This is a genomic window from Streptomyces sp. NPDC059454 (genome assembly GCF_042749965.1).
Lineage (GTDB): Bacteria > Actinomycetota > Actinomycetes > Streptomycetales > Streptomycetaceae > Streptomyces.
Genome location: NZ_JBHYVC010000068.1, coordinates 22,683 through 40,340, shown reverse-complemented (window position 1 = coordinate 40,340; position 17,658 = coordinate 22,683). Strand labels below are relative to the sequence as shown.

Sequence of the window (17,658 nt, the reverse complement as noted above, 5' to 3'; positions counted from 1 at the left end):
CCCCGGGGGGGGGGGGTCCCGCGGGGGCCGCCACCACGGCCGGCCGCGGCCGCCGTGCCCCGGGGCGCGGGGCGGGCGGGGGGGGGCCCGTCCCCGCGGGGCCGTTCCTCACAGGGTGCCTCCTCCGCCGCCGCGGCCTCCGCGGGAGGGTGGTGCGCTGCCGGTGCGTCGGTGTCCTCGCGGTCCGGGTCCGTGTCGCCGGCGGGCCCCGCCGTACCGCGCCGGGCCCGTACCGCCTGCCGCAGCGCCTCGCGGGCCACGTCGCCCGGGCGTGCTTCCCGGGTGTCGGGCGGAGCGGGCCGGCGGGGGCGGTCGGGCTGTCCGGCGGTCGGGGCCGGGGCTGCCGGCTGGTCCGGAGTGGGCCGGTGCCCCGGCGTGTCCGTGGCCGTCGCTTCGCGGGTCGCCCGTGCGCGGGCCGCGCGCAGGGCCTCGCGGGCCTCGTCGGAGGGGCGGGGGGTCATGCCTGCCTCCGCAGGGACACCAGGTCGGACAGGTCACGGTCGGACAGCTCCGTGAGGGCCGACTCGCCGGAGCCGAGGATCGCGTCGGCGAGGGCGCGCTTGGACTCCAGCATCTCGGCGATGCGGTCCTCGACCGTGCCCTCGGTGACCAGGCGGTGGACCTGGACGGGCTGGGTCTGGCCGATGCGGTAGGCGCGGTCGGTGGCCTGCTCCTCCACCGCGGGGTTCCACCAGCGGTCGAAGTGGACGACGTGGCCTGCGCGGGTGAGGTTCAGGCCGGTGCCGGCGGCCTTGAGGGAGAGCACCAGGACCGGGGTCGCGCCGCTCTGGAAGCGGTCCACCATGCGCTCCCGCTCCGCCACCGGCGTACCGCCGTGGAGGAGCTCGACGGGGACCGCGCGCCCGGTGAGGTGCGCGGTGATCAGGCGGGCCATCCCGACGTACTGCGTGAAGACCAGGGCGGAGCCGTCCTCGGCGAGCAGGGTGTCCAACAGCTCGTCCAGCAGGGCGAGTTTGCCGGACCGGGCCGCGAGCCGGTCGCCTCCGGCGTGCACGTGCTCCTCCTTCAGGTAGAGCGCCGGGTGGTCGCAGATCTGCTTGAGCGAGGTCAGCAGCTTCAGCACCAGGCCGCGCCGGCCCATGCCCTGCGCGCTCTCGATGGCGTGCATCGACTCGCGCACCACGGCCTCGTACAGCGCGGCCTGTTCGCGGGTGAGCGGTACGGGGTGGTCCGTCTCGGTCTTGGGCGGCAGCTCGGGGACGATGCCGGGGTCGGACTTCTTGCGCCGCAGGAGGAAGGGGCGGACCAGGCGGGCGAGGCGCTCGGCGGCCTCCTCGTCCTCGCCGGTCTCCACGGCGCGCGCGTGCCGGGCGCGGAAGGACTTCAGCGGGCCGAGGAGTCCGGGGGTCGTCCAGTCGAGGAGGGCCCACAGCTCGGAGAGGTTGTTCTCCACGGGGGTGCCGGTGAGCGCCACCCGCGCGGGCGCCGGGATCGTTCGCAGTGCCTTCGCGGTCGCGGAGTGGGGGTTCTTGACGTGCTGTGCCTCGTCGGCGACGACCATGCCCCACGTCCGCCCGGCCAGGTCCGGTGCGGCGGAACGCATGGTGCCGTAGGTGGTGAGGACGAAGCCGCCGTCGAGGCCGTCCAGGGTGCGGTCGGGGCCGTGGAAGCGGCGCACGGGGACGCCGGGCGCGAACCGGGTGATCTCCCGCTGCCAGTTGCCGAGCAGCGAGGCCGGGCAGACCACCAGGGTCGGCTCGGCGCGGGCCCGCTTCAGGTGCAGCGCGATGAGGGTGATGGTCTTGCCCAGACCCATGTCGTCGGCGAGGCAGCCGCCCAGGCCGAGGGAGGTCATGAGGTCCAGCCAGGCCAGGCCCCGCAGCTGGTAGTCGCGCAGGGTGGCGTCGAGGCCGGACGGCGGCTGCGCGGGCCGCACGCCGGCGGTCAGGCGGTCGCGGAGGACGGCGAGGGCGCCGGCCGGCACCGCCTCGACCGTCTCCCCGTCGACCTCCGCGTGGCCGGTGAGGGCGACGGACAGCGCGTCGACCGGGTCGAGCAGCCCCAGGTCCCGTTTGCGGGCCTTGCGGACGAGGGCGGGGTCGACCAGCACCCACCGGTCACGCAGCCGTACGACCGGGCGGTGGGCCTCGGCCAGGGCGTCCATCTCGGCCTCGGTGAGCGGGTCGCCGCCGAGGGCGAGCTGCCAGCCGAACCGCAGCAGGTCCTCGCTCTCGAAGAAGCCCGTGCCGTCGGTCGCCGAGCCGGGAGCCGGGCGGACCACCGCCGTGACGGTCAGGTCCTGGGCGAGGTCCCGGGGCCAGTGCACGGCGACCCCGGCCGCGGCGAGCCGGGTGGCCGCCACGCCCAGCAACTCGTTCAGCTCCTCCTCGGAGAGGGCCAGTACATCGGGCACGTCCTGGTCGGAGAGCCGGTCCAGCGGCGGCCAGACCCGGGCCGCGCGGCGCACCGCGAGGGCGGCGTCCACGCGTGCGCGGGGGCCGAAGGCGCTGTCCGCCGCGCCCGCCCACAGGGCCGCCGCGTCGGCCACCAGGGTCGGGTCGGCGAGGCTGTGCACCTGCACGATCGCGGCGCCCGCGCTCCGCGCGGCGCTCCCGTCCCCGCCGGCTCCCTCACCGGCGTCGAAGAGGTCGTACGCGGACAGGTCCAGACGGAGCGAGATCCGTACGCCGGCGTCCATGCCGGCGGCGACCTCGGCGGCCCAGTCGTGGGCGTCGGGCAACCGCTGCGCCTTTCGCGCGGCGAACGGCGGCCCCGCGGCGTACGGCGCGGCCGGGGTGCGGGGCAGGGTGTCGGCGACCGCGTCCAGGAAGGCGCGCACCAGCGCCTCCGGCCGGGGCAGCCGGAGCGGGCCGGGGCCGGGCAGCGGGACGGCGTGGCCCTCGGGGGGCAGGGCGGCGGCCACCGCGCGCAGGTGCGCCACGTCGTCGGGGTCGAGCGGGCCGGCGCGCCAGGCGTCGTGGCCGGTGGCGGTCAGACCGGGCAGCAGCCGGCCGCGGGCGGTGAGCCGCAGGGCGTGCAGGGCGGCGGCGCCCCAGCAGGCGGTGGCGGGGTGGGCCGCGGGATCGTGCCGGGCGCGGACCAGCAGCGGCAGGGCCTCGTCGACGGGGAGGAGGAGCGCCGGGGTCGTCCGCCGCCGCACCCCCGTGCCGTGCGGGCGGACGACGGTGAGGTCGGTGCGCGGCGCGGGCGCGGAGGCGTCGGGCGGTCCGGGCGGTCCTTCACCGACGGGTGGTCCGGGCGGTCCTTCGCCGTCGGGGCCGCCCTCGGGGTCGTAGAAGGCGACGCGTCCCTCGCGCGGGAGGGGCGCCGGGAGGAAGACGGCCGCGAGCCGGACGGGGACGTCCGCCCCGTCCGCGCCGCCGGGCCCGGCGGTGTCCCGCCCGGCCGTCACGGTCCGCTCGCCCATACGTCCTGTCACCTCCCGCCCGTCTGTCGGATCAGTCGTCTCCGACTCTACGGGCGGGGTCTGACAACCGGCCCCGGCGGCCGGTGGGGCGGGCGGGGTCAGGGCACGGTGCGGGAGACGACGTACACCCTCGGGTAGCCCGGCTTGTGGTGGTTGACGACGACGTCGTGCGTGGGCGCCGGGTCCTTCTGCTCGTGGACGAGGCCGGACCAGGTGCCGGGTCCGTCGAACGTCCAGCCGGTGACGTCCCGGTCGCGCTCGCCGATGGTGATGCCGCCCTGCCGCAGGTCGTTCTGCTGCACGCCCATGCTGGTGAGGAAGGCGCTCAGGCCCGCGTCGGTGGTCTCGAACTCGACGTAGAGGCGGCTGGTCTTCCAGTTGTTGGTCTCGTAGGAGGCCACCCACCAGGCGGGGTGCGGTACGGGCACCTGGTAGAGGCGGCGCTGCACCTTCGACGGCCAGCCCTCGGTGAGGCCGGTCGCGGAGTACTTCGCCTCCTTGTCCTTGCCGCTGGCCCGGCTCTGGTTCGCGGAGATCACCAGATATCCGGCCGGGATGCCGATGAGCAGCACGATGATCAGCAGGGTGAGCGCCCTGCGGCGGATCATGTGCCCCCGGCCCTCGGCCGGGCGGGGCGCGCCCGGGAGAGCCGTCTGCCGGGAGGACTCGTCGCTCACAGCGACTCCTGGGTGGTACGGCGGGCCTCCGCGTACCGCTCGTAGCGTTCGTACCGCTCGACCCGGCGGCGCTTGGCGCGGCGGAAGCGGCGGGCGACCAGCCGGGCGAGGTCGGCGGCGCCGACCATGCCGGCCTCGGGGCCGAGCTGGGCGCGGACGATGCGGGCCTCGGGGCGGTAGCCACGACCGGTCAGATGCCGCTTGAAGGCGTCCCGCGCGGGGCCGATCAACAGGTCGTCGGCGGCGGAGACGCCACCGCCGATAACGAAGCAGGAGGGGTCGAGGGCGGCGGCGAGGTTGGCGATGCCGACGCCGAGCCACTGCCCGATGTCCTGGAGCAGTTCGATGCACATGGCGTCGCCCTCGCGGGCCAGCTCGGTGATCATCGGGCCGCTGATGTCGGCGACGTTGCCCTTGACGTGCTCGACGATCCCGTACGCGACCGGCGAGTCGGCGGCGGCCAGCTCGCGGGCCTCGCGGACCAGCGCGTTGCCGGAGCTGTACTGCTCCCAGCAGCCGCGGTTGCCGCAGGGGCAGCGGTGGCCGCCGGGGACGACCTGCATGTGGCCGAACTCGCCGGCCACCCCGTACTTGCCGCGCTTGACCTGCCCGTCCTCCAGGATCGCGCCGCCGATGCCGGTGCCGAGCGTGATCATGACGAGGTGGTCCTCGCCGCGGCCGGCGCCGAAACGCCACTCGGCCCAGGCAGCGGAGTTGGCGTCGTTGTCCACCAGGACGGGGACGGCGAGGCGGTCGGCGAGGCGGTCGCGCAGCGGTTCGTTGCGCCAGGACAGGTGGGGGGCGAACAGCACGCGGTTGCGGTCGGCGTCGACCCAGCCGGCCGCACCGATGCCGACCGCGTGCACGTCGTGCCGGTCGGAGAGGTCCAGCACCAGTTCGACGATGGTGTCCTCGACGACCTTGGGGCTCTTGGACTTGTCCGGGGTCTCCGTGCGCAGCCGCTCCAGGATGTTGCCGTCGGCGTCGACGACGCCCGCCATGACCTTGGTGCCGCCGATGTCGATGCCCACCGTCGGGACACGGGGCGCCGTCAGGTGGGAGCGGCGCTCCCGGGTGCCGACGGTTCTCAGGACCGGGGCGCGGCGGGAGCCGATGGGAGCGGTGAAGTCGCGGTAGGTGCTCATCGTGTGCGATTGTGCCCCACTGCTCCGCCGGGTGCCGAATGGATCCCGGGTGCGTGGTGCGTTGTCGGGTGCGGGTGCGTTGGGGTTGATCGCGCAGTTCCCCGCGCCCCTGTGGGGCGCGTCGCAGCTCGTGGCGTAGAGCGTCGAGCTCCGTTCCACCTGCCATCTGCCGGGTCTGCCCGTCCAGCGTGATGTCGTCACGCGTGTGGTTGCCTGCCATCGTGCCGCGTTTCAGCAGGACGAATCTGTCGCCCACCAGATACGCGTGATGCGGGTTGTGGGTGATGAGAACGACGCCCGGGCCCTCGTCGCGTGCTGCCGTCACATACTTCAGGACCACGCCCGACTGCTTCACGCCCAGGGCCGCCGTCGGCTCGTCCAGGACGAGGACCTTCGCTCCGAAGTGCACCGCGCGGGCGCCGGCCACGTACTGGCGTTCGCCGCCGGAGAGGGTGCCGATGGGCTGGTCGACGTCGCGGAGGTCGATGCCCGTGCGGAGGAGTTCCGCGCGGGTGGTGCGGCGCATGTGGTCGACGTCCAGGCGCTTGAAGGGGCCGATGACCGCGCCGGCCCCGAACGCCCCACTGTCGAACACGGGCATCGGGCTTCCCCGCGCGGGGACCGCAAGCCGGTCACATTGTCCTGACATGACGACGGCCCAGTGTGCACGTCGCGTCGGATTGTCAGGACCGTACAAGCAGCTGGAACTCGAACGAGTAGCGGGAGGGCCGGTAGGTGTGAGTGCCGAACTCCACCGCGCGGCCGGTGTCGTCGAAGGTCACGCGCTCCATGGTGAGCAGTGGGGCGCCGGTCTCCTCGTCCAGCCGCTCGGCCTCGCCGGCGGTGGCGGCACGGGCGCCGATGGTCTGGCGGGCGCTGTGCAGGGTGATCCCGGCGGCCCGCATCAGCCGGTACAGGCCGGTGGCCTCCAGCCGGCCGGTGTCCAGGTCGAGCAGGCCGGGCGGCAGGTGGTTGCACAGGTACGCCATCGGCTCCCCGTGGGTGAGCCGCAGCCGTTCGATCCGGTGCACCTCGCTGTCCGCGGCCACGCCGAGCGCGGCCGCGACCTCGGCGGACGCCGCCACGACGGTGTTGACCAGCACCTTCGTCCCGGGGCGCTGGCCGGCCGCCTCCAGGTCGTCGTAGAGGCTGCTGAGCTCCAGGGGACGCTTGACCTGGCTGTGCACCACCTGGGTGCCGACCCCGCGGCGGCGCACCAGCAGTCCCTTGTCGACGAGGGACTGGATGGCCTGGCGGACGGTCGGCCGGGACAGACCGAGCCGTGCGGCGAGCTCGATCTCGTTGCCCAGCAGGGTGCCGGGGGTCAGCGCGCCGTGCTCGATGGCGGACTCCAGCTGCTGGGACAGCTGGAAGTACAACGGCACGGGGGAGCCGCGGTCCACGCTCAGCTCCAGCTGTACGGTCGGGTCCACTTCTGGTTTCGGCACGGGCCGAGCGTAGCCCCGTGCGCTGTTGACGGGAAGTTGTGTAGTTCGGTTGTCCGGACATACGCATTGACAGGGAGCGGCGCGGGCCCCACTTTGTTTCCATGCGCATCGGGGTCATCGGTACGGGCCGCATCGGCACCATTCACGCCCACACACTCAGCAGGCACCGCGACGTCGGCTCCCTGATCCTCACGGACGTCGATCCGGCGCGGGCCCAGGCCCTCGCCCAGCGGCTCGGCGAGACGGCGGCACCCGGGGTGGACGAGATCTACACCTGGGGAGTGGACGCCGTGGTGATCACGGCGGCCACGTCCGCCCACGCCGATCTGATCGGCCGGGCGGCACGCGCGGGGCTGCCGGTGTTCTGCGAGAAGCCCATCGCCCTGGACCTGGCGGGCACGTTACAGGCGATCACGGAGGTCGAGACCGCCGGAACGATCCTGCAGATGGGCTTCCAGCGCCGTTTCGACGCCGGTTACACGGGCGCGCGGGAGGCGGTGCGCTCGGGCAGGCTCGGGCGGCTGCACACCGTACGGGCGATGAACAGCGACGCGGAGCCGCCGCCGGCCGGGTATCTGCCGCAGTCCGGCGGGCTGTACCGGGACTCCCTGATCCACGACTTCGACATCCTGCGCTGGGTGACCGGCCGGGAGGTCACGGACGTCTACGCGGCCGGGTCCGACGCCGGGCCCGCGATGTTCCGCGAGGCGGGCGACGCCGACACCGGCGCGGCGCTCCTCACCCTCGACGACGGCACGCTCGCCACGGTCACGGCGACCCGGCTGAACGGCGCCGGCTACGACGTGCGCATGGAGCTCGCCGGGGAACGCGACCAGATCGCCGTCGGCCTGGACGACCGTACGCCGATCGCGTCCACCGAGCCGACCGGGCCGCCGGCCGCGGACAAGCCGTGGACCGGCTTCCTCGATCGGTTCGGGCCCGCGTACGAGGCCGAGCTGATCGCGTTCGTCGAGGTGGTGCGGGGCGAGCGGGCCAACCCGTGCGACGGGCGGGAGGCCCTTCAGGCGCTGCTGGTCGCGGAGGCGTGCGAGCTGTCCCGGCGGGAGCGCAGGCCGGTCCGGCCGACGGAGCTGGTGCGCGGGGCGACGGCGGCGTACACCTGAGTCAGCGGTCCCCTGGTTCCTCCAGGAGGCCGGCGTCGTGGGCGAGCAGGGCGATCTGTACACGGTTGTTGAGGCCCAGCTTGGCCAGGATGCGGGAGACGTGGGTCTTGACGGTGGCCACGCTCATGTAGAGCTCCGTGGCGATGTCGGCGTTGGCCAGGCCCCGGCCGACCGCGACGGCCACCTCGCGTTCGCGGTCGTTGAGGTCCGCGACGCGCGCGCGTGCGCGCGTGCGCCGCGTATCGGCGGCGGTACCGGCCGCGTGGGCCATCAACTGCCGGGTGACCGTGGGCGACAGCACCGGGTCGCCGACCGCGACCCGGCGCACCGCGGCGACGATCTCGGCGGGCGGGGTGTCCTTGAGGACGAACCCGGCGGCGCCCGCGCGGAGCGCGCGCAGCACCTGCTCGTCGGCGTGGAAGGTGGTGAGCACCACGACCTGCGGGGCGTCCTCGCGCCGGCGCAGCGACTCGGTGGCGGTGAGACCGTCCACCGCCGGCATCCGGATGTCCATGAGGACGACGTCCGGGCGGGTGCGGTCGACGAGCGCCTCGACCTCGCCGCCGTCGGCGGCCTCACCGACGATCTCGATGTCGTCCGCGCCGCCCATCATGAGGGACAGCCCGGCCCGCACCAGCGGGTCGTCGTCGACGAGGAGCACTCTGATCGCAGTCATGGCCCGTAGGTAATCACGGTCGCGCGGCGCGGCGACACACGCACCGGCCGGTCCCCGTTCACCCCCACGGCAGCCGTGCCCGTACCCCGAACCCGCCGTCGGACGTGGGCCCGTGCTCCAGGGTGCCGCCCGCCAGGGTCGCCCGTTCGGTGAGCCCGATCAGGCCCTGCCCGGCGCCGGGCACGTGCGGTACGTCCCCCTCCGGCGCGGGGTTGCGCACGGCCACGGTGAGGCCCTCCCCCGGGCCGCCGGTGACCGACACGGTGACCTCCGTGCCGGGGGCGTGCTTGCGGGCGTTGGTCAGGCCCTCCTGGGCGATGCGGTAGGCGGTGCGGCCGACGGAGGCGGGGACGCCGGCCGGGTCGGTGACCCGCTGCTCCAGGGCGACCTTCATGCCGGCCTGCCGGGACTCGGCGACCAGGGTGTCGAGCGCCGCGAGCGTCGGCTGCGGCCGGCCCGTGTCGTCGGAGTCGCCGGCCCGCAGCACGCCGATGATCTCCCGAAGGTCCTGCAGCGCCTCGTGCGCGCTCTCCCGGATGACACCGGCCGCCCGCACGATGTCCTCGCGCGGGGCGTCGGGCCGGAACTCCAGGGCGCCCGCGTGCACGCTCAGCAGCGTCAGCCGGTGCGCGAGCACGTCGTGCATCTCCCGCGCGATGGCCTCGCGCGCCAGCCGCTGCGCCTGCTCGGCCCGCAGCCGCGCCTCGGTCTCGGCCCGCCGCGCCCGGTCCCGCAGGCTCAGCATGAGCTGCCGCTTGGACCGTACGAACATGCCCCAGCCGACGGTCGCGGCCGTCAGCACGAGGAAGAGGACGAGCACGGCGAGGTACGGCAGGTCGGGATCGGGGCGCCACCAGAAGTAGAGCGGTCCCAGCAGCACCTGCACGCCGCCCACCCAGGCCACGTACCGGAAGGGCCGGTGCACGGCGAGCGTGAACAGGGCGATGATCGCCACGCCGCCGGAGGTCTCCGAGACGAAGCTGACCGGGACCATCACGACGGCCAGGGCGAGCGGCCACCGCCGGCGCAGCCAGATCGCGGCGCACGACAGCGCGCCGAGCACCTGGTCGGCGACGGCCAGCGCGTGCGGGATGTCGTGGTTGTCGCGGAGCGTTTCGGCTCCCGCCAGGCCCACGAGCACGGCCAGCAGGAAGCAGGCGAAGTCGACGACCCAGTCGCGCGCGGTGCGCCGGGGCCGCCGCCCGGAGCGGGCCACGTCGGGGGCGAGCTCGTGGATGAGGGCGGACGGGAAGAACCATCGGCGCCCCGTGAACACCGAGGCGGTCTGCACCGCCTTGTCACCAGTCACGGCCAACAAATCTACGCAGGAGTCGACCCCCGCACAGCCTCGCCGGCGGGATCGGCTACCGAAGTCGCGGCACCGCGGACTTTCGGCGCTCCGGCCGGCGCGAAGCACCTCCTTCCGTCGGGAAGGGCTCGCCCCGCGGCCGATGTGGGTGGGGGGTCCGCGGGGCGAGAGTCGGTGGCATGAAGCAGACACTGGAAGTTCTGGGGTTCCTCACCGGGGTGCAGGGGGTGGCGGGTCTGGTGAGCGAGCTCGCCGGCTGGGACTGGGGACTCGTCTACCGGTTTTCGTTCCTCGACGGTTACGAACTCTTCGCGAGCATCGCCCTGCTGGTGCTGGGCGGCGCCCTGATCGCCGCCGCGGAGAGCCGGAAGCCCGGCTGATCCCGGGTCACCCAGCAGGGCACCGGCGATCCCCCGGCGCTACCCCGTACCGAGCGAGCAGGAGTCGGCGCGGCGTCCGGGGCGCACGGTCCTGGTGTCCGGCGGGGCACCGGTCTCCCGCAGCGGATACGCCAGTTCCGCACCAGCACGGCCGCCGGCGAGCGCCTGGCCGGACGTGGGGTGGTCCAGGCCCACGATCATCCGCATCGTGGTGGACCTGCCCGCGCCCCCGGGCCCGGGAAAGCCGGCGACCCCGCCCGCACCGATGGCCGGGGACAGGTCGCCCGCGACGGTCCGACCGCCGTACCTCTTCGTCAGACCCCGCAGGGTGATCATGCTTGCGGACTCCCGGCCGTTCCAGCGCTCCCCGCCTCACGCCGAAGGCAAGGGCTGACCGGGCGCCGCCACACCAGTCCATGGGCAGGAAACCGACCTTACTTTAGTCAGGACTTCAGCGAACCCTCGGCCAACCACCCGTCGACTCTTGCCATGATCGGACCGGACAGCGCAAGGTGGAAAGCAGCTTCCCCGAGCGGCATTTTCTCTACCGTGAGGATCGCGCCACAGAAAGCGGCACTCACACCCTCTCCGAGTCGGCGTGGCACCGAATCACCCAACGCCTTCACCGACTCGGTATTGCCGCCGGTCGCCGCCGCACAACCACTCTTCCGTGATCCGTCGACCCACAATTCCGGAAATTCACGGTTGAAATAAAAGCGTCATACGAATTTCTGGCCTTTTCGCCTGCAGCTTCACCGTCAAAGCAGGAGCGGGGCCCAACACCCGCCCTGAGCAAGGAAAAGAGTTTCATGAATATTTGGGAGGCGGCGTTCCTGGGCGCCGTTGAAGGGTTCACCGAATTCTTGCCCGTTTCCAGTACCGGGCATCTCACCATCCTGGAGAGAATGCTCGGACACTCCACCAACGACCCCGATATCACCGCCTTCACGGCCATCATTCAGGTCGGCGCGGTTCTGGCCACGCTTCTGTACCTGCGTTCGGATATTCGTCGCCTCCTCACTGCTTTATTCCGAGGGATCGCCAAGCCGGAGCAGCGAAATAATTCCGATTACAAACTCGCTTGGGCTGTTATTCTGGGTTCGCTGCCCATCGGGGTGGTCGGGCTCGCGTTCAAGGACACCATCGAGACAACTCTCCGCACCCTGTGGTTCGTCTCGGCCGCACTGGTGCTCTGGAGTGCGGTCATGTGGTACGCGGACCGCAAGGGCACTCAGGTCCGCGGCGAGAACGAGGTGACCTGGAAGGACACCCTGATCATCGGCATCGTGCAGTGCATGGCGCTGATTCCGGGTGTCTCCCGTTCGGGCGCCACCATGTCGGCGGGCCTCCTCCGCGGCCTGGACCGGGTCACCGTCACCCGGCTCTCCTTCATGCTGTCCATCCCGGCGCTCACCGCTGCCGGCGCGCTGCAGACGGTCGACGAGTTCGGGGCGATTTCCCGGGGAGTGGGATGGCCCGCGACCTTGACCGCCACCCTGGTGAGTTTCGTGACCGCCTATGTGGCGGTCTCCTGGCTGCTGAAGTTCGTGGCGAAGCACAGCTACAGCGTGTTCATCGGCTATCGGGTGGTGCTCGGCCTCTTCATCATGTTCCTGCTCGGCGCCGACATCCTGCCGTCGACCTGACCGCTTCCGACGAGGCCCGTCGGCAAACGGGTCGAGACACCGGACGTCTCGCACGACCGCCGACGGGCCTCGCCCGATGCCCGATGCCCGATGCCGAGCATCAGGTCGTTTCCGGGAGCTCGTACGAGCCGTACTCGGGGCGGCCGGAGAAGTCGTAGGTCTGGATGGACACGCCCGCGGCGGTGATCTCTCCGCCGGTGTGCCGGAAGGCGCTCGGCATCGAGCCCTCCGGGAACAGGCGGCGCCCGGCTCCGAGGACGACCGGGAAGGTCAGCAGGTGCAGGGTGTCCACGAGGTCGAGCGCGAACAGGGACCGGGCGAGGGCGCCGCTGCCGTGCAGCTGGAGCTCGCCGTCGGTGCGCTCCTTGAGGGCGGTGACCTCCTTGGCGAGGTCGCCGGCGATCACGGTGGTACCGGCCCATCCGGGGTCGGTGAGGGTGGTGGACGCGACGTACTTCGGCAGCTTGTTCAGTTTGCCGGCGACCGGGTCCGCGGGGTCGGTCATCTTCGGCCAGTACGAGGCGAAGATGTCGTACGTACGGCGGCCGAGGAGGAAGGCCCCCACGCGGGAGAAGACCCCGTCGACGAACCGGCCGAAGTCCTCGTCGCCGTAGGGAACGCTCCAGCCTCCCTGTTCGAAGCCGTCCCTGGTGTCCTCCTGGGGGCCGCCGGGGGCCTGGTAGACGCCGTCGAGGGTGACGAAGCTGGTGACCACGAGCTTGCCCATGGCGGGTTCCTGCCTTTCGGTGAGCGGGCGGATGTGACGTCATCAGCTCAGACCCCGGCGGTGCCCGCAACTCATCGGTCGTACGGCAGGTCGACGTCCGTTCGCCGCCAGCGCCCCGGGGGCGCGGGCGCTGGGATGGACGCATGACGACTCACACATCTGTGAAGAACCTCGAGAAGGCCCTGCTCGGCAAGGTGGCCCTGGTCACCGGCGGCAGCCGTGGGATCGGCGCGGCGACGGCGCTGCGGCTCGCGCGGGAGGGCGCGGACGTCGCGGTGACGTATGTGAACGGCAAGGAGGCGGCCGAGGACGTCGTACGGGCCGTGGAGGCGCTGGGGCGCCGCGCGGTGGCCCTGCGTGCGGACGCCGGTGTCCCCGAGGATGCCGCCGGGGCGGTGACGGCCGCCGCGCGGGAGCTGGGCCGGCTCGACATCCTGGTGAACAACGCGGGCCTCGGTGTGCTCGGCCCGGTGGAGACGCTGTCCCTCGCCGACGTCGACCGGGTGCTCGCGGTGAATGTGCGCGGTGCCTTCCTGGCCTCCCGGGCGGCCGTCACCCATATGACGGACGGGGGCCGGATCATCACCATCGGTACCTGCATGACCCGGCGTGTGCCCGGTCCCGGCGGCACGCTCTACACGATGAGCAAGTCGGCGCTGGTGGGTCTGACCAAGGCCCTGGCACGGGAGTTGGGCGAGCGCGGGATCACGGCGAACATCGTGCACCCGGGCCCGATCGACACCGGGATGAACCCGGCGGACGGCCCCTACGCGTCCGGCCAGGCGACGATGACCGCGCTGGGGCGCTTCGGTGAGGCGGAGGAGGTGGCGGACACGGTCGCCCATCTGGCGGGGGCCACGTACATCACCGGCGCGGAGTTCTCGGTGGACGGCGGACACGCGGCGTGACACCCGCCGTGGGGCGGCACGCCGTGTGACACCCGACGCGCGGGGGCACGCGGCGTGACATCCGACGCCCGACGCACAGGGGCACGCGGCGTGACACCCGCCGTACATCCCGCGCGGGGGCGCACCGGAACCGTAACGGCCGGTGCGTCCCCGCGCGTTCTCGGCCGGTCAGCCGCCCAGTTCCTGGTGGCGGGCCGCCAGGGCGGCCGCCCCCCGCTCGGTCAGGGAGCCGAACAGGCGCAGCCGGGAGATGCCGCCGTCGGGGTGGATGTCCACGCGCGCGTGCGTGCCGACGGCCGGTTCGGGCAGGACGAAGCGGTGGTCGGTGTCGGGCTGGAGGCGGGTGCGGGGCAGGATCTCCCGCCAGTCGCCGTCGCCGTTCCTCACCGAAACCGACGCCCAGCCGGCGCTGTTGCCCTTCAGGCAGGCCGTGTCGATCTCCAGGGCGCGGATCTGCGACCGGGCCACCAGGCGGTAGCGGATCCAGTCGTGGCCCCGGTCGCGGCGGCGGCGGGTCTCCCAGCCGTCGTCCATCGTGTGGGAGCGGCCGGGCCGGATGGTGTTGGCGGCCGGTGAGTAGAAACGGTCCGACGCGTCCTCGACCCGGCCGCCGTTCTCCAGCGCGACGACGTCGAAGGTGCCGAGTGCCGCCAGCCACACCGGGTCCGGGACCACCTCGCCGTACACGCGCAGCCGGGCGATGCCGCCGTCGGGGTGCTGCTTGAGGCGCAGGTGGGTGAAGCGCTGTTCGGCCGCGACGGCGAAGCCGTTGGCCGCGTGGCCGCCCACCGGGGTGCGCGGTACCAGTGTCGTCCACTTCACGTCGGCCGAGAGCAGTTCCCCGGGCGACGGGGAGCCCGCCACCGACGTGCCCTCGACGGACACGGCCTGCGGGTGGTTGCCGCGGAAGTGGGCGGTGTCCACGACGATCCCGCGGACGACTCCGGGCGCGCCGAGCCGGATCAGCGCCCAGTCGTGGTCCTCGGCCGCCGGCCACGGGTGGTCGGCGGAGGTGCCGCGCCGGCGCCGGGTCTCCCAGCCGTCCATGACCTTGCCCTTGTGCCCGAAGTGCTCGGGGTCGAACTCGGCGCGTCCGGGCAGCAGGAGGTTCTCGCGCTGGGCGAAGAACTCGTCGTTGGCGGCGACGACCCCGGCGCCGAGCCGGCGGTCGGCGAGGTCGGCGTGGTGGGTGAAGGGGAAGTCGGCGGTGCGGTAGTCCGCGTACGGGTCACCGCCGCTGTAGGGGTGTGCGTCGCCGGTGAAGCTCTCGATCGCCGTCACGGTGGTCCGGTCCTGCCTTCCGGGAGTCGGTGTCAGTGGGAGCGGGTGAGCGGTCGGCCCTTCGGTTCGGTGAACGCGCCGTCGGCGACGATGCGTTCACCGCGCAGCCAGGTGGACTTGACGACGCCGTACAGGGTCCTGCCCGCGTATGCCGTCACGCGGTTGCGGTGCTGGAGCGCCGCCGGGTCGACGGTGAAGGTCTCGTCGGGGGCGAGGACGGCGAAGTCGGCGTCGCGGCCGGGCGCGATGGCGCCCTTGCGCGCGTCGAGTCCGGCGAGCTCGGCCGTGCGCGTCGACATCCAGCGCACGACGTCCTCCAGGCCGTGGCCGCGCCCGCGGGCCTCGGTCCAGACGGCCGGCAGGCTGAGCTGGAGGCCGGAGATGCCGCCCCAGGCGGTGGCGAAGTCGTCCGTCTTGAGGTCGGCGGTGGACGGCGAGTGGTCGGTGACGACGCAGTCGACGGTGCCGTCCGCCAGGGCCTGCCAGAGCAGATCCCGGTTGGCGGCCTCGCGGATGGGCGGGCAGCACTTGAACTCACTGGCCCCGTCCGGGACTTCCTCCGCGGTGAGGGTGAGGTAGTGGGGGCAGGTCTCGACGGTGACGCGTACGCCGTCCGCCTTGGCCGCGGCGATCAGGGGCAGCGCGTCGCCGGAGGACAGGTGCAGCACGTGCACCCGCGCGCCCGAACGTTTCGCCTGCCGCACGAGCTGCGCGATGGCACTGTCCTCGGCGTCGCGCGGGCGGGAGGCGAGGAAGTCGGCGTACCTCGGGCCGCCGCGCTGCGGGGCGGCGGCGAGGCGGTGCGGGTCTTCGGCGTGCACGATCAGCAGCCCGTCGAAGGCGGCGATCTCGGCCAGGGAGCGGGCGAGTCGTTCCTGGTCGAGGTGGGGGAACTCGTCCACGCCGGACGGCGACAGGAAGGCCTTGAAGCCGAAGACGCCGGCGTCGTGCAGCGGGCGCAGGTCCTTGACGTTGTCCGGCAGGGCGCCGCCCCAGAAGCCGACGTCGATGTGGGCCTTGCCGACGGCGGCCCGCCGCTTGGTGCGCAGGTGGTCGACGGTGGTGGTGGGCGGGAGGGAGTTGAGCGGCATGTCGATCAGCGTGGTGATGCCGCCGGCCGCCGCCGCGCGGGTGGCGGTCCAAAAACCCTCCCACTCGGTGCGGCCGGGGTCGTTGACGTGCACGTGGGTGTCGACCAGGCCGGGCAGCAGGACGTCGTCGCCGAGATCCTCCAGGCGGGCGCCTTCCGGGACGGGTGCGTCGTACGGCAGGACGGCCGTGATCGTGCCGTCGGCGACCGTGACGGACGCGGCGCGCGTTCCCTCGGGAGTGATGACGCGCGTGGAGCGCAGCACCGGTTCGGCGTCGGACACCCGGATCCTCCTGACTTTTCGCCGGGATCGAGTTCAACGTTCTGTTGAAGGAGTCTTCACCCGCACTTCCGGCCCGTCAAGGACACTCGTCCCGTCCGGTCCGGGCCGGTGGCCACCTCTGGACGATTCCACAAGACGGAATGAGAATTTCACCCAACAGAACGTAGTGAGGCACAAGCGGGTGGCCGACCGGCCGCCGGGTAGGCTTCTGCCTTCCCGCCAGCCGCGAAAGGAACGCGCCGTGCCGACGTCCAGCGCCAGCACCACCGACTCCGCCCGGTCCGCCGCCAGTGGCGGCGTGCAGTCCCTCGAGCGCGCCTTCGATCTGCTCGAACGGATGGCGGACACGGGCGGCGTGGTCGGCCTGAGCGAACTGTCCGCGAGCAGCGGACTGCCCCTGCCGACCATCCACCGCCTGATGCGCACGCTGGTCGCCTGCGGCTACGTACGCCAGCAGCCCAACCGCCGCTACGCGCTGGGCCCACGGCTGATCCGGCTCGGCGAGTCCGCCTCCCGCCTCCTTGGCACCTGGGCACGGCCGTATCTGGCCCGCCTGGTGGAGGAGACCGGCGAGACGGCGAACATGGCACTGCTCGACGGGGACGAGATCGTGTACGTGGCCCAGGTGCCGTCGAAGCACTCCATGCGGATGTTCACCGAGGTGGGCCGGCGTGTCCTGCCGCACTCCACGGGCGTGGGCAAGGCCCTGCTGGCCGGTTTTCCGCCGGAGGAGGTACGGGCCCTGCTCGGCCGCACCGGCATGCCCGCCGCGACGGACAGGACCATCACCACACCGGAGGGCTTCCTCGCGGCGCTGGAGGACGTCCGGCGCCTCGGCTACGCGATGGACGACAACGAGCAGGAAATCGGCGTCCGCTGCCTCGCCGTACCGGTGCCGGACTCTCCCACGGCGGCGGCGATCTCCATCTCGGGCCCGGCGGGACGGGTCACGGAGTCGGCGACGGAGAGGATCGTGCCGGTGCTCCAGCAGGTCGCGGCGGAGCTCTCCGAGGCCCTCACCACGCCGGGCACCGCCCCGACCGCCTGATCACACCGATCGCCGGCGTGCGTCAGCCGCGCGGTGACGGGCCGAACAGGTCCACCGCCTCGCGCAGTTCGCGCACACCCTGCCCCAGCGCGCTCACCGAGCCGATCGCGCCCGCGATCAGCAGCAGGGAGCGGCGCAGCCGGGCGATCTCGGGGTCGCCGGCGGCGGCCGTCCCGGCCAGTTCGGCGAGCTCCTCCTCCGCGACGCTCCGGTCCCGGAACTCCCCTGGATATGCGGCAAGTTGACGGCGTAACCGGGACACGGCGGAGCACAGCTCCCGCACCCGCGGGTCCACCTGACTGCCGGGCACACGCCTCTGCTCCACACTGGGCAACGCAGTCCTCCCCCTGGCACCTCGTAGTACGCCTCCCCAACCGGCCCCGGTACCCCGCCGGCCGGTCGCGCCAGTAAACGCCACCCCGACCCCCTCGCGCCAGTCCGCTGCGTCATCAAGTTGCTCCGCAGCGTGACATGGTGGCCCGGGGCACCCGTCCCGCACCCGTCCCGCCACCCCGCGACGGGTGCGGT

Annotated in this window: 16 protein-coding genes and 2 pseudogenes; 5 read left to right on the top strand and 13 right to left on the bottom strand. The window is 73.0% G+C overall.

Annotated elements, in window-relative coordinates:
- The 6 genes and pseudogenes from ACFXAE_RS31105 to ACFXAE_RS31080 form a co-directional block, all read right to left on the bottom strand.
- Window positions 1-461: pseudogene (locus tag ACFXAE_RS31105) on the bottom strand (hypothetical protein); the annotation flags it as partial.
- Window positions 458-3,388 (bottom strand): DEAD/DEAH box helicase, encoded by a 2,931-nt coding sequence (locus tag ACFXAE_RS31100; protein WP_384721253.1) that lies wholly within the window; start codon window positions 3,386-3,388, stop codon window positions 458-460. The gene ACFXAE_RS31100 and the pseudogene ACFXAE_RS31105, both read right to left, overlap by 4 nt.
- 98 nt (window positions 3,389-3,486) lie before the next feature.
- On the bottom strand, window positions 3,487-4,065 hold the full coding sequence (locus ACFXAE_RS31095) for a sugar kinase (protein ID WP_384721264.1): 579 nt from the start codon (window positions 4,063-4,065) through the stop codon (window positions 3,487-3,489).
- Window positions 4,062-5,210 (bottom strand): ROK family glucokinase, encoded by a 1,149-nt coding sequence (locus tag ACFXAE_RS31090; protein WP_384721250.1) that lies wholly within the window; start codon window positions 5,208-5,210, stop codon window positions 4,062-4,064. The genes ACFXAE_RS31095 and ACFXAE_RS31090 overlap by 4 nt, the downstream gene beginning before the upstream one ends.
- A 118-nt stretch (window positions 5,211-5,328) precedes the next feature.
- Window positions 5,329-5,769 (bottom strand): annotated as a pseudogene (locus ACFXAE_RS31085) (ATP-binding cassette domain-containing protein); the annotation flags it as partial.
- A 124-nt stretch (window positions 5,770-5,893) separates the two neighbouring features.
- Window positions 5,894-6,643, bottom strand: coding sequence for a GntR family transcriptional regulator (locus ACFXAE_RS31080; protein ID WP_384721261.1), 750 nt, complete (start codon window positions 6,641-6,643; stop codon window positions 5,894-5,896).
- A gap of 116 nt (window positions 6,644-6,759) precedes the next feature.
- On the opposite strand from ACFXAE_RS31080, the gene ACFXAE_RS31075 reads away from it, so the two are divergent.
- Window positions 6,760-7,782: a Gfo/Idh/MocA family oxidoreductase gene (locus tag ACFXAE_RS31075; protein ID WP_384721247.1), complete on the top strand. Its 1,023-nt coding sequence runs from the start codon at window positions 6,760-6,762 to the stop codon at window positions 7,780-7,782.
- Between the two features lies 1 nt (window position 7,783).
- Here ACFXAE_RS31075 and ACFXAE_RS31070 read toward each other — a convergent pair whose 3' ends face one another.
- Both ACFXAE_RS31070 and ACFXAE_RS31065 read right to left on the bottom strand, forming a co-directional pair.
- Entirely contained in the window at window positions 7,784-8,458 is a 675-nt protein-coding gene (locus ACFXAE_RS31070; RefSeq protein ID WP_384721244.1) for a response regulator, read from the bottom strand.
- A gap of 58 nt (window positions 8,459-8,516) precedes the next feature.
- On the bottom strand, window positions 8,517-9,767 hold the full coding sequence (locus ACFXAE_RS31065; protein WP_384721241.1) for a sensor histidine kinase: 1,251 nt from the start codon (window positions 9,765-9,767) through the stop codon (window positions 8,517-8,519).
- A gap of 179 nt (window positions 9,768-9,946) precedes the next feature.
- Between ACFXAE_RS31065 and ACFXAE_RS31060 the strand changes: the two genes are divergently transcribed.
- Entirely contained in the window at window positions 9,947-10,147 is a 201-nt protein-coding gene (locus ACFXAE_RS31060; protein WP_384721238.1) for a hypothetical protein, read from the top strand.
- Window positions 10,148-10,186: 39 nt separating this feature from the next.
- On the opposite strand, the gene ACFXAE_RS31055 is transcribed toward ACFXAE_RS31060, so the two are convergent.
- Window positions 10,187-10,483 (bottom strand): ATP-binding cassette domain-containing protein, encoded by a 297-nt coding sequence (locus tag ACFXAE_RS31055; protein ID WP_384721235.1) that lies wholly within the window; start codon window positions 10,481-10,483, stop codon window positions 10,187-10,189.
- Between the two features lie 473 nt (window positions 10,484-10,956).
- Here ACFXAE_RS31055 and ACFXAE_RS31050 point away from each other — a divergent pair, with 473 nt between their 5' ends.
- Window positions 10,957-11,793, top strand: a complete 837-nt coding sequence (locus ACFXAE_RS31050) for an undecaprenyl-diphosphate phosphatase (protein ID WP_384721232.1) — start codon at window positions 10,957-10,959, stop codon at window positions 11,791-11,793.
- A 100-nt stretch (window positions 11,794-11,893) separates the two neighbouring features.
- Here ACFXAE_RS31050 and ACFXAE_RS31045 read toward each other — a convergent pair whose 3' ends face one another.
- A complete protein-coding gene (locus ACFXAE_RS31045; RefSeq protein WP_384721229.1) occupies window positions 11,894-12,520 on the bottom strand; it encodes a dihydrofolate reductase family protein in 627 nt (208 codons plus the stop codon).
- Between the two features lie 143 nt (window positions 12,521-12,663).
- Between ACFXAE_RS31045 and ACFXAE_RS31040 the strand changes: the two genes are divergently transcribed.
- Window positions 12,664-13,428 (top strand): SDR family NAD(P)-dependent oxidoreductase, encoded by a 765-nt coding sequence (locus ACFXAE_RS31040; protein ID WP_384721226.1) that lies wholly within the window; start codon window positions 12,664-12,666, stop codon window positions 13,426-13,428.
- A 168-nt stretch (window positions 13,429-13,596) separates the two neighbouring features.
- On the opposite strand, the gene alc is transcribed toward ACFXAE_RS31040, so the two are convergent.
- Together alc and allB are read right to left on the bottom strand one after the other, a co-directional pair.
- Window positions 13,597-14,709 (bottom strand): allantoicase, encoded by a 1,113-nt coding sequence (gene alc, locus ACFXAE_RS31035; protein WP_384721223.1) that lies wholly within the window; start codon window positions 14,707-14,709, stop codon window positions 13,597-13,599.
- A gap of 32 nt (window positions 14,710-14,741) precedes the next feature.
- The gene (gene allB, locus ACFXAE_RS31030) at window positions 14,742-16,082 is read right to left on the bottom strand and encodes an allantoinase AllB (RefSeq protein WP_384721220.1); all 1,341 of its coding nucleotides are present in this window, start codon (window positions 16,080-16,082) and stop codon (window positions 14,742-14,744) included.
- Between the two features lie 241 nt (window positions 16,083-16,323).
- On the opposite strand from allB, the gene ACFXAE_RS31025 reads away from it, so the two are divergent.
- Complete coding sequence (locus tag ACFXAE_RS31025; protein ID WP_384721217.1) at window positions 16,324-17,130, top strand: IclR family transcriptional regulator; 807 nt, start codon at window positions 16,324-16,326, stop codon at window positions 17,128-17,130.
- A 22-nt stretch (window positions 17,131-17,152) separates the two neighbouring features.
- On the opposite strand, the gene ACFXAE_RS31020 is transcribed toward ACFXAE_RS31025, so the two are convergent.
- On the bottom strand, window positions 17,153-17,440 hold the full coding sequence (locus ACFXAE_RS31020) for a DUF5955 family protein (RefSeq protein ID WP_384721214.1): 288 nt from the start codon (window positions 17,438-17,440) through the stop codon (window positions 17,153-17,155).
- Window positions 17,441-17,658: the final 218 nt, after the last annotated feature.

What these genes read in the sequence shown, in the direction of transcription:
- ACFXAE_RS31060 (WP_384721238.1), top strand. Translation starts at nt 9,947, where the DNA reads ATGAAGCAGACACTGGAAGTTCTGGGGTTCCTCACCGGGGTGCAGGGG.
- ACFXAE_RS31090 (WP_384721250.1), bottom strand. Translation starts at nt 5,210, where the DNA reads ATGAGCACCTACCGCGACTTCACCGCTCCCATCGGCTCCCGCCGCGCC.
- ACFXAE_RS31050 (WP_384721232.1), top strand. Translation starts at nt 10,957, where the DNA reads ATGAATATTTGGGAGGCGGCGTTCCTGGGCGCCGTTGAAGGGTTCACC.
- ACFXAE_RS31045 (WP_384721229.1), bottom strand. Translation starts at nt 12,520, where the DNA reads ATGGGCAAGCTCGTGGTCACCAGCTTCGTCACCCTCGACGGCGTCTAC.
- ACFXAE_RS31100 (WP_384721253.1), bottom strand. Translation starts at nt 3,388, where the DNA reads ATGGGCGAGCGGACCGTGACGGCCGGGCGGGACACCGCCGGGCCCGGC.
- ACFXAE_RS31040 (WP_384721226.1), top strand. Translation starts at nt 12,664, where the DNA reads ATGACGACTCACACATCTGTGAAGAACCTCGAGAAGGCCCTGCTCGGC.
- ACFXAE_RS31070 (WP_384721244.1), bottom strand. Translation starts at nt 8,458, where the DNA reads ATGACTGCGATCAGAGTGCTCCTCGTCGACGACGACCCGCTGGTGCGG.
- ACFXAE_RS31055 (WP_384721235.1), bottom strand. Translation starts at nt 10,483, where the DNA reads ATGATCACCCTGCGGGGTCTGACGAAGAGGTACGGCGGTCGGACCGTC.
- ACFXAE_RS31075 (WP_384721247.1), top strand. Translation starts at nt 6,760, where the DNA reads ATGCGCATCGGGGTCATCGGTACGGGCCGCATCGGCACCATTCACGCC.